An 11,018-nucleotide genomic window follows, 5' to 3' on the forward strand; every position below is an offset into this window, starting at 1 on the left:
ATACTCAGTCGCGCGTCTTAGAACTCAAACGAGAATGTCGTGTATTCCTATTTCTATAGTCGTGATAATCTAAGCGCGATCGCTCGTCCTAAAGACAGTTATCAGTTGTCAGTTATCAGTTATCAGTTATCAGTCACCACGCACCACGCACCACGAGTTACGGAACTGAGGAAGGCTAAGCTGAGTCTGTTTGTGAGGAAACTCAATTTAACAATCGGCTTTGTGTATTCTATTACATTTACTTTGAGATGCCTCATCCTGGCAGAACGATAATTCTGTGGTCGCTAATTGGTTTTGCATCTACCACGGTCATTGCTGGTATAGTACTGAGTATCTGGCGCTGGGTGCAACCTTGTGCAGCCGGAGAAAAAAGGTTTTGGACGAATTGCTATCGAGACTTACAAGCACAACCGCTGAAAATTGGAGTGAGTGCTACAGCTCCCATAGAAGATTATCAGGCTTTAGCTACCCATTTACAGGAGCAATTGGGGGTTCGGGTAATCGTCGATCGCAATACGCCTTTTCCAGAAATTCGCGATCGCCTCGATCTCAAAGAGTGGGATATTGCTTTTACTAGTTCTCCCGGCTTTTCTATTGCTGCTGAGGATAATAACTACACTGGCATTGCTGTCATGTACCCCGATCGACCACTTTACTATCGAGCAGCGTTATTTGTGAAAGCTGAGAGTAAGATTAAATCTATTGCCGATATTCAACCAAACACGACGATTGCTTTAGGTAGTTCCGCATCAGTCCCAACTTTTCTCATCCCAATTTATGTTTTATATGGCAAAACACTTAAAATTGGTAGAGGCTATCACCCTAGAGAAGCGATAAATTTAGTTAAGACTGGAAAAATTGATATTGGTGCTGGTCTGTATACCGCAATTAAAGACGACCCAGCATTACGAGCGATCTATATTAGTCAGCCTCTTCCTGGTGTAGGAGTTTATTTATCTCCTCGGCTTTTGAATTTCGATCGAGAATTAATTAAAATAGCCATGCTCAACGCCAATCCAGAAATTAAAGCTAAAGCTAAATATATTGCGGGTCAAATTCCTGACTATAGCGAACTCAGAAAAATTATCACTAGAGCTGAAGAAGTTTCTAGCTGCCTCAAATCGACGCAAAATTACTTTAACTGGCAAGTACCAATTAAATTGTTTTGTCAAGAGCAATCGTCGCTTGAAACAGCGATTCGTACACGAGTACAAGAACATAATATATCAAATCTAGACAAGATAGAATCAAGGATTTTAGCAGAGGACAATTGAGTTTATCTAGTCAGTATTTTTCTGGAGGTTTTAGCAAAAACTTTAATTAAAGTTCAAGATTTAGTAGATAAAACTATCAGATCGCAGAAACAAATTCTTCTAACTAAAGTTTTCATGTATATTATTCGCTACTCCCTATTCCCTATTTTGTCATAAAAATGTCTAAATATTCCAATAAGTTATTAGCGATCGCCCGTGAAGTTCAAGCTACAGAAAGCAAACTGTCATTGATAGCAGAAACGACTGGATCGCAATTTTTAATCCAGCCGAATAGTGAAAAAATTTGTCTTTTCTTTCATGGATTTACGGCAGTTCCCGAACAATTTGCCCTGATAGGTAAAGCATTTTATCAAGCCGGATATCACGTTCTAATTCCCTTACTACCAGGACATGGTATTGCAGGTGAATGGAATGGAGATAATCCGCCACCACTACCAGAAGATCCCCAAATTTATCAAGAATTTGGTTGTCATTGGTTAGAAATTGCTCGTGGAGGCAAAGAAATTATTATTGGAGGTTTATCTGGTGGGAGTACTTTAGCTGCATGGTTAGCTTTAGAATATCCCAGTAAAATTAATAAGACTTTAATATTTGCACCCTATTTAAGTGGAAGTAATAAAGTCGTCGATCTATTTGTCAGAATTTTTAATATCTATTTTGAATGGTGGCAAGACCCTCAAGTAGCTAGTTTTGGTTATGATGGTTTTGCCATGCCAGCTTTACGAGTTTTTTTAGATATGGGAACGGAGGTATTAGAAAAAGCCCAAACTCAAAAGGCAGCACCAATGTTAATTGTATCAAGTGAAAGCGATCGCGCTGTAGGAAATCGAGAACACGAAAAGTTATTTAACGCCGCAGTTCAGTTACAGCCTAAATCTTGGTATGTCTGTTTTGATGATGTGTGGGATATTCCCCATAACATGATGACTCAAGCAGAAGGAAACGAACATGTCGATCTGTTGATTTCTCTAACTTTAGCGTATGTTAATAGCAATGCTACCTGGGCAGAAATGGTAACATTGTGCGATCGCCTGAAACAAGCTGATTTTCCAACTGCGATCGCACAATTAAACTTGCATGGGCGAATTGCATCTGCAATGGCGACGATAATGGGAATTATTGATACTTCTATCGAAAAACTGAGAGACTAGACTACTGCGCGAACTCAATTTAATAGTTTGACTTCAGCAAATTTCCGAAAACACTCAAGTACCGATCGAGCCAACCAACTGCTTTGAAATAATTTTCAAACGCTTTTGGCGGGTTAGAAATGAGCGTATCTCGATCGATTAACTGCTGAAAATCAATTTCAACTTTACCTTGGCGCAAGTTACCTCGCTCGTCATAAAACTCCACGCTAGCTGTTTGCATAATTGCAATTAACTCTTGCGCCATAATGCCATAACCAATGGTTGTGGGATGAATGCCGTCAAGGGAAAACAACCCACCTTGCTTGCGTCCCGTAGCATCAGAGATCGAAAAGCGAGAGTCTGGCTTTGGGTCTAATTTTTGCAATTGTGACGGTAACTGATATTCACCACCAATTTCTTTCCACCAACTCGGTCTTGCTCTAGGAGTTTCAATATAGCGCCTTTGTGCCAAGCGATCGAGGAGTCCAGCTAAATCGAACAAATACCAATCTCGACCTTCTGTTCTTGCTTTTCGCACGGCATCAATAATACAGTCATTATACTGGTCGATCGCGCTGTCTATTGCTCTGACTTCTGATGCAGTCAAGTTTGGATGTCGGTCTTGATTGAAACCTGCATCGCTAACCCAAGGCAATGTATAGTAAGGGAAATAGCGAGAATCTTTTCTAATTTTAGTATCTACTCCACGGGCAAACGGGGCGATCGTTACGTGGGGAACTGTAGCCCAAATAACGTGACGGGCGCGAATTCGCTTAACTTCCGCTACAACTTTGTCTAACTCAGCTTTAAAATGAATCGGTCGCCAGAGCGTATAGCGATCGTTGATCTCCATATCATCGTAACCTTCATCGCTCCAAGCAATCTTAAAGGTGAGGAGACTCCCGAGAGCGTTATTGCTACCAATTATCATAATTAGCGTCTCGATCCCATCACCATCGCCATTTTCTGGCGTTCCCTCAGCACCAAGTGTGGTTGCAGCTTGCAAAGGAGTTAATGTCTCACCTGTTTGACTCCGCACCGAAGAGTTTAATACCCTCAGCGCTGCTCGTTCGTTATGGTAATCGACCAATTGACGAAAAACATCTTCTCTCGGAATCTTTCGACTCATTAATTCTAAACAGCTACTTGCATTACGAGATAGGATATTCCGTAAATCCCAACCATAAACTCCTAGATTGTGGTTAATCTCTTTTTGAGAGGGTAGTATAGCGCCTTCACCCCTTTCCCAATAATCTTCTAACTTGTCTAAATAGTTGCGTAAAAACAATAGCGTCGGGATAAAATTCCAAACATCAATGCGATCGCCTACTTTTTGTTCTAGTTCTCGTACCAACCGTTCTAAATTTAACGGCAGCCCATCACCTGGAGTATTGTAAGTGGGATAGCGGAACTCAGTCCAACCCATTTCCCGCGCAATTAAGGCTGGAAAAGAAATTTGAGTATTAAAAATTGCGCCACTTTGAAAGCCTTGAGTCAGAGAATCACCAATTGTTACTAGACGATGCCGAGGCGTACCTTCTCTGTTGACTTGTACGCCAATACCAAGAGTGGGATCTGTCTCCGGTTTGCGTGCTTCAGCCCGAATGATGACATCATCCGGTGTTTTCAAGTCACGCATATCATCTGTAACTGGTTTTGCCATGTCGTCTTTACCCAATCGTGGTAAAGATTATATCTGGCATTGGTCGTTGAGTGGTGCGCTGTAGAGACGTTACATGTAACGTCTCTACACCGATAACCGTTAAATCTGTTGACTCAGAACGGTATCGTGTTCTGTACTTTGCCCGTTCTTGACGTTTTCCCAAGTGGGCATCAAAATTGACAAGTGCAAGCCTTTGCGACTTTCCAGGTTGAGATATCGCTGTTGTAGAGCTTGCCATTGTTGCCAAGCTTGGTAATTATGCTCTGCTAATAAATTAGCGAGAGTTGGCATGGTTTTTTCAATTTTTGTTTGCAAAGCATCTGCTAAAAACTCAGATAGTACGGCACTATCTTGAAATTGTCCCAAAATGCTCTGAATGGCTTTTAGATCTTCAAGATAAGTTTCGTAGGAAGCCCCATAGAAGTTATCAAATACTTCCATTTGATAGCGCGCGCGTTTGGTTTCTTTACGCAGACTGTGGAGAAGAGGGGCGTTATCGATTAGTTGTTGTTTAGCCTGTGCTGGTGTTTGTCCTGTTTGTACTACTACCTGTTCGTCTTGTAATTTAGTTCCTACTAGCCAACCTGGGTGTAAAAGTAGCCTACCAACCTCAGATAGAAGTAAATCTGGTAGAGTCGCCTGAATTGGCATCTGCGCGATTGGTTGCAATTGTGGCTGAGATAGCCATTTTTCCAAAGCCTGCTTCAGTTCTTGATAGCGATCGCCTGTTAAAGTTTCATGCACTTTCGCAAAAGCCTTCCGTCGCCGCTTATACAGGTAAACCAGCGCTGTATCCAATTGTTCTTGTTCGTCAGCAGGTAAAGCGGGTTTATATTTGTTTTCTAATGATTCTCCCAGTACGTCTAAATCTCGCAAACTGCCCAGAATACGGGCAATTTTACCAATTTTTTTTTCTTGGACTGGTTTCGGTAAGTCGATGGCTGGCGCAAAACCCGCGATCGCACTCCGCAAACGCCGCATTCCTACGCGCATCTGATGCAATGCTTCTGGATCGCTATCTGCGATTACGTCTGCTTCGTGTTTGAGAAATTTTTCAAAGTGCTTTTTAATTGCCAGCACAGCGCGATCGCCTAAAGTATTCTTGCCGCTTAGTGTAGACGATGCCATACTTTATACCCCGCTCTATCTGCTTTACAGCCCTATCTTATTTTTGAGTTTCTTATACTAACACGCAGCCGCGATCGCCTTTATTCCACCTCAGACAGAAAGAACAGCAAAAAGCCGCAAGCAATAAGTATTTTCACTTAAGGCTTACGACTTATCCAGGCTACTCGAAATCTATATTTTGAAATTTTGAGTCGATCTGAATTGCTCCAGGGCAATACGCCAATCGCTAAATCTTGGTTGCTAACTTTTCGATTAGGCGGCTAATTCTTGCAACTGTGCGCGATCGCTGTTGTACTCTACGGCACTAAGCGGTAGTTGTTCTGCTTGTGGATCTGGTACTTGTTCCAAAACCTTGACTTCAATATTGACGGACACTAGATATGTACCAGGTTCCGCACCAATAGCTTCAGCAATCAATTTTGCGATCTCTGGACGCTTGGCAGTAATTGGATCGCGCAGGATACACCGATCCCAGTCATGCTTAGCAGTGGGGTTAAGGCTGAGAATATAGTGCTTGGTCATAGAGCAATTTTGAGTTTATCTTGCATCAAATCGAGCTACCATCAAGCCGTTTTTTGCTTCAGCTAACTCGACAACATCTATCATTATTATAGTACAAATGTACCAAATTAACAAAGAGACAATACAATTCAAAATCGGTCAATTCACGAGAAAACCCGCCCGTACCAGTGCAAGGGCGGGTTTTGAACCAAGATTTCTTCTTCCCAGGCATGAATCCTTTGCTAAACCCGCCCCTACAACTCCTGCTCCCTAACAACTATTCAAACAATGATTATTGAGATAGTATATATATGCCCCAGGGGGGGATTTACATTGTGATATATTGAATAAGATTAAAATAAGTAACAAATTTTAATATTCAATTGATTAATTCTACTTTGCCTACCTACACCAGTCCCACACCTACGATTCGCTCAGTCTCAACTGAAACGAGCGATACCATCGTCCAGCCATCAAATTTAGAATCGTCAAACTTAGATCTAGTACAATCCATCTCAGCTCAAAAAGCCAAGCAGCAAACATGGTGGGCATTTGGAGCGGCTGTATTTTTGGTATCTGTACCAGTTTTTATTGAAGCGCCGCTGGTGCGATCGCTACCACTACTCAGTCTGGGAATAACCCTAATTTGGGTGTGGCTGAGTTTAGTATTGATGTCTCGTCCTTCTAGCCATTTATGGGGCGATATTCTCTTGGGGTTTAGCTGGAGTTGGTTAGCTGGCTCGATTTATTGGGGATGGTTGCGCTGGGAACCACTGCTACATCTTCCAGTTGAGGCGATCGGGCTACCGTTTGCGATCGTCTGTTTGCGGCGTAATTGGGGCAAAGTCGGTAATTTTTTCTATCTAGGCTCTTTATTAGGTACAGTCGTCACCGACCTCTACTTTTACATTGCCGATCTAATCCCTTACTGGAGGCAAGTCGTACAGGTCGAACCAACGTTAGTCGCACCAATTCTTCGCAGTGCCTTGGCACAAGTGTATACCCCTTGGGGGTTGAGTTGGGCAGCGGTCTTAGTGTTGGTGTTGCTAGCGGGGGGAGTCTTTTCCTTGCGCGCTCGACAGACTCACTGGTGGGCATTTAGTGGAGCAGTGTTGAGTACAATTTTAGTAGATAGCTTATTCTGGCTAGCTGCGGCACTAGCTTAAATTTTTGCAGATAGCGATCGCCTTGTCTGATACTCAGGTAGTCAATAAGCTATATATTAGTTTCTGATACTAGCTGTGTGCTGATTTCAGTTGGATGCAAAGAGGTAGAGAAACTGTGAAAAAATTGATCCGTTTATTAACAATTTTGAGTGTATTGGTAGGTTGTTTGGGATGGCTGGGCATATCCCAACCCGCGATCGCTGCTAGTCTTAGCGATTTTAGCCTGCGTACCGTACCAATCCTAGCTGTAGAGTCTCCGGCTCAATCGAGCAATCGAGCAGATGCGAAGCTGGCAACAGACTTTGGCAAGAAAATCGATTTAAATAACACAAACGTTGCTGCTTTTCGGAGATACCCGGGACTTTATCCCACTCTAGCTCGTAAAATCGTTCAAAACGCTCCCTATGAGAATGTAGAGGACGTAATGGAGATGCCAGGATTATCCGAGCGTCAAAAACAAACTCTAGAAGCTAACCTCGGTAACTTTACCGTTACTGATGTAGAAGCTGCTTACACAATGGGTGACGATCGCTATAACAACGGCATCTACAGATAAATCCTTTTTGAATTGACAATTTAGCCTCAGCCCACCCTATTTCTAGAGTGGGTTATTTTTTACTCGGTTATTGGTTATTTGTGTAGAGACGTTACATGTAACGTCTCTACAAAGATATTCAGTCAACCAACAACTATCAACTATCAACCAACAACCCTTGCTACAAAACCTCAACCATTTTGATGTCATAGTCGTAGGAGCCGGAGCCGCTGGACTCTACACGGCACTGTGTCTACCAAGCCACTTTCGCGTCGGTTTAATTGCAAAAGAAACGATAAATCTGTCTGCAAGTGATTGGGCGCAGGGTGGAATTGCTGCGGCGATCGCGGCTGATGATTCTCCTCAGTTGCATGTAGAGGATACGCTGCAAGCGGGGGCTGGGTTGTGCGATCGCGCATCTGTAGAGTTTCTGGCTCACAAAGCACCGGAATCCATTCAATCTTTGGTAGACATGGGGGTTGCCTTTGACCGTCGCGATCGCGAATTAGCATTAACCATAGAGGCTGCTCACTCCCGTCGTCGCGTCCTCCACGCCGCCGATACTACTGGTCGCCAGGTCATTGCTACCCTGACAGCGCGGGTTCTCGAACGCCAGAACATTCAAGTTATTCCCCAAACCATAGTTTTAAGTCTGTGGCTTAACCCCCAAACTGGACACTGTGAAGGTATTAGTCTCTTTGATAGCAATCGCATTCTCTGGTTGCGCGCTCGTGCTGTCGTCCTAGCAACAGGTGGCGGAGGTCAAGTTTTTGCCCAGACAACCAACCCCAAGTTGAGTACGGGTGATGGCGTGGCGATCGCTTGGCGGGCTGGAGCCATGCTGCGAGACTTAGAATTCGTCCAGTTTCACCCGACTGCTCTGACCAAACCTGGAGCAGACCGATTCTTAATCAGCGAAGCGGTACGCGGTGAAGGAGCGCATTTAATGGATGATACGGGTAAGCGCTTTGCTTTTGACTATCACCCAGCAGGAGAGCTAGCACCCAGAGACGTTGTTAGTCGTGCCATATACAGCCATTTGCAGCGTACCTCAGCCGATCCTGCTACTGCCTGCGTCTGGTTAGATTTGCGCTCGATCCCAGAGGCAAAAATTCGTCAGCGGTTTCCCAATATCGTTCAAGTGTGTCAGCACTGGGGCATCGATGTTTTTCAGGAGCCAATTCCAGTTGCTCCCGCCGCCCACTACTGGATGGGAGGAATTGCCGCAGATTTAGCGAACCGCACTTCAATCCCTGGTTTGTATGCTGTCGGAGAAACAGCTAGTACGGGAGTCCACGGCGCGAATCGTTTAGCAAGTAATTCTTTGCTGGAGTGTGTTGTCTTTGGGGCGCAAATGGCTCTGTTGAAAGATGAAGTAGAAGGGAGGAAGGATGAATACACCGGATCGGATTTTAGTCTTTACCCTTTGTCGTTTAGCCTGTCACAGAGTGATTGGCTGAGCCAGCAAACCAAAATTGAAGCTATCCGTTACGAACTGCCGCGTTTGGTTTGGCAGAGTGCGGGTATCTGCCGCGAACAGCAAGGATTAGAGCGGGCGATCGCGCAGGTACAATTGTGGCAACAAGCATTTATTACTCTGCCCTTGAGTCAGTTTTTGCTTCAACTTCCGCCTGGACAACCAGCCCATATCAATGTTTCCGATCTTTCAGCCAATCTTCCGACAAATTCTCTTGAGATAGAGCAGTCTTTGCGTCTGTGGAGCGAAACCCGCAATCTTCTTGATATTGCTTACTTAATTCTCAAAAGTGCTGCCTTTCGTACCGAAAGCCGAGGCGGACATTACCGCTTAGATTATCCTCATACCGATCCTCACTGGCAAGCTCATACTCTGATCCAGTACGAACAGTGGTGGAAATCCGAACCGACCGCAACTTAACAATTAATTTGCTTACCTCGTACCAGATCCGATTGTTCTACTAGGACTACCGATCGAGATTGGTGGTTGGTAGATCTGACTGATTTGGGCGATCGCCGGAGGAGCATCCGAGAAACTAGTTACAAAATTGACTAAGGTGTCAACACTGCCAGTAATCCAAAAAACAAGCAACTGCAAGCCAAGTACGACTGTAACTATAGTATTCTTGAGGCTGTCGGACATGGCTGTTGCTGAACTACTACGCATTTAGATACCTCGTATTTTATCTGACTTCCTCAGTGGTATTACTAGTTTTTAATTTGGTTTATGTAATTTTTATACATTAATAAACAGAATGTAGAGATATCTCTTATAGTTACTACAATCACATCAGGCAATTTACGGAACAGACATGATTTTATTCAGCCGCAAATTAAATTTCACTCCGTCTACAGATAGAAGAACTAGTCTCTCCAAAGAGAGAAGTAAAAATTGATGGTTCAAGTTAAGTTTTTAGAGCTAGAAAGCCCTTTCAGCTAAAAGTAACGTAGTTTTGCATCTATCTCACAGCAGAGATAAATAAAATGCTTGTTCTGTGGCAATTGAAGCTAATCCGTCTTTAGCAGGATTTACGTGTTGCGATCGTTAATACAAATTAGCTTTACAAATTAGTTTGACTAGAGATAGCAACTGCTATTTGATAGCAGTTTTTCCCTAGCTGCTTTGCTCGGTACATCGCAGTATCAGCCTGCTTAATCAGACTGTCAATGGTATCGCAATGCAGGGGGTAAACGCCAATTCCCACACTAGCTGTAATTGAAAGAGCTTGTTCGTTAAGCGCAAAAACCTCGGACAGAGTTGCCAAAATCTTATTTGCTACTTTTTCGGCAACGCTGACTTCTGGAATTGCAGGCAAGATAACGGTAAATTCGTCACCACCCAAACGAGAAACAATATCGCTGTGACGCAAACACCCAGATAGTCTTTGGGAAACAGCAACTAATAAGCGATCGCCCCAGTCATGTCCTAAAGTATCGTTGACCTGTTTAAAGCCATCTAGATCGATATACAATAGCCCTACCAACAACTGATGGCTTTGCGCCCAAGCAATTGACTGGTTCAGATGTTCGAGGAATAGCTGTCGATTTGGTAAACCCGTCAGTGGATCGTGTAAAGCCAGATGGCGGAGTCTTTGTTCGGAAAGCTGTAGCTCGGTATTATATTGGACTAAATCCGCTGTCTGACGCTTCAGTTCCTCTTCTAACAGCTTGCGTGCGGTTATATCTCGGATGACACCCACTAGATATAGATTGCCAGCCGCATCTCGATGGAGCGATCGCTTCGTAGAAATTAAATGAGTCGTCCCGCTGGCATCGCTAAATTCTTCTTCGTGTTCCATAGTCATGTTACTACGAAAAACCAGATCGTCCTGCTGGCGAAAAACTTCTGCTTCTTGGGGAGAAAAAAAATCGACTTCCGACTTGTCAATTAATTCTGCTAACGGATAACCAATCAGGCGACAGTAAGCTTCATTCAATACGATCCAACGATACTTTTTATTCTTGACAAAAATCGGATCGGGAATCGTATTAATTATCTCCTGTAAAAAATCTTTAGAGCGCTTGAACTCCTCTTGTAACTGAGCGTTGCCAGCAGTCATTAGACCGGATACAGCAAATAGCGCCAGTAAAGGTGGGATAACAGGCAGCCACCAACCTTGAAGAAAAGCAAGATAAGTAATGCTA

11 protein-coding genes are annotated in these 11,018 nt (G+C 43.6%); 6 read left to right on the forward strand and 5 right to left on the reverse strand.

Annotated features, from left to right (window positions below):
* Positions 1 to 39: 39 nt before the first annotated feature.
* From C7Y66_RS30595 to C7Y66_RS19040, 3 genes are all read left to right on the forward strand, one after another.
* Complete coding sequence (locus tag C7Y66_RS30595; RefSeq protein WP_146149820.1) at positions 40 to 273, forward strand: hypothetical protein; 234 nt, start codon at positions 40 to 42, stop codon at positions 271 to 273.
* Entirely contained in the window at positions 249 to 1,274 is a 1,026-nt protein-coding gene (locus tag C7Y66_RS19035) for a phosphate/phosphite/phosphonate ABC transporter substrate-binding protein (RefSeq protein WP_106546776.1), read from the forward strand. Before C7Y66_RS30595 ends, C7Y66_RS19035 begins: the two co-directional genes overlap by 25 nt.
* A gap of 158 nt (positions 1,275 to 1,432) precedes the next feature.
* Positions 1,433 to 2,425: a carboxylesterase gene (locus tag C7Y66_RS19040; RefSeq protein ID WP_233222750.1), complete on the forward strand. Its 993-nt coding sequence runs from the start codon at positions 1,433 to 1,435 to the stop codon at positions 2,423 to 2,425.
* A gap of 19 nt (positions 2,426 to 2,444) precedes the next feature.
* Here C7Y66_RS19040 and C7Y66_RS19045 read toward each other — a convergent pair whose 3' ends face one another.
* From C7Y66_RS19045 to C7Y66_RS19055, 3 genes are all read right to left on the reverse strand, one after another.
* Positions 2,445 to 4,067, reverse strand: coding sequence for a hypothetical protein (locus C7Y66_RS19045; RefSeq protein ID WP_106546778.1), 1,623 nt, complete (start codon positions 4,065 to 4,067; stop codon positions 2,445 to 2,447).
* Positions 4,068 to 4,166: 99 nt separating this feature from the next.
* Positions 4,167 to 5,195, reverse strand: a complete 1,029-nt coding sequence (locus tag C7Y66_RS19050; protein WP_106546779.1) for a CHAD domain-containing protein — start codon at positions 5,193 to 5,195, stop codon at positions 4,167 to 4,169.
* Between the two features lie 252 nt (positions 5,196 to 5,447).
* Positions 5,448 to 5,717, reverse strand: a complete 270-nt coding sequence (locus C7Y66_RS19055; protein ID WP_106546780.1) for a hypothetical protein — start codon at positions 5,715 to 5,717, stop codon at positions 5,448 to 5,450.
* Between the two features lie 362 nt (positions 5,718 to 6,079).
* Here C7Y66_RS19055 and C7Y66_RS19060 point away from each other — a divergent pair, with 362 nt between their 5' ends.
* The 3 genes from C7Y66_RS19060 (at position 6,080) to nadB (ending at position 9,294) form a co-directional block, all read left to right on the forward strand.
* Positions 6,080 to 6,862 carry a DUF3120 domain-containing protein gene (locus tag C7Y66_RS19060; RefSeq protein ID WP_106546781.1) on the forward strand — a complete coding sequence of 261 codons (783 nt, stop codon included), beginning with the start codon at positions 6,080 to 6,082 and terminating at the stop codon, positions 6,860 to 6,862.
* Positions 6,863 to 6,977: 115 nt separating this feature from the next.
* Positions 6,978 to 7,418 carry a photosystem II complex extrinsic protein PsbU gene (gene psbU / locus C7Y66_RS19065; RefSeq protein ID WP_106546784.1) on the forward strand — a complete coding sequence of 147 codons (441 nt, stop codon included), beginning with the start codon at positions 6,978 to 6,980 and terminating at the stop codon, positions 7,416 to 7,418.
* A 157-nt stretch (positions 7,419 to 7,575) separates the two neighbouring features.
* Positions 7,576 to 9,294, forward strand: a complete 1,719-nt coding sequence (nadB, locus tag C7Y66_RS19070) for an L-aspartate oxidase (RefSeq protein WP_106546782.1) — start codon at positions 7,576 to 7,578, stop codon at positions 9,292 to 9,294.
* A gap of 12 nt (positions 9,295 to 9,306) precedes the next feature.
* Here nadB and C7Y66_RS19075 read toward each other — a convergent pair whose 3' ends face one another.
* Both C7Y66_RS19075 and C7Y66_RS19080 read right to left on the reverse strand, forming a co-directional pair.
* On the reverse strand, positions 9,307 to 9,540 hold the full coding sequence (locus C7Y66_RS19075) for a hypothetical protein (protein WP_106546783.1): 234 nt from the start codon (positions 9,538 to 9,540) through the stop codon (positions 9,307 to 9,309).
* Between the two features lie 394 nt (positions 9,541 to 9,934).
* A partial coding sequence (locus C7Y66_RS19080) for a bifunctional diguanylate cyclase/phosphodiesterase (protein WP_146149821.1) occupies positions 9,935 to 11,018 on the reverse strand: 1,084 nt, incomplete at its 5' end.

It is taken from the genome of Chroococcidiopsis sp. CCALA 051, assembly GCF_003015105.1.
GTDB lineage: Bacteria > Cyanobacteriota > Cyanobacteriia > Cyanobacteriales > Chroococcidiopsidaceae > Chroococcidiopsis > Chroococcidiopsis thermalis.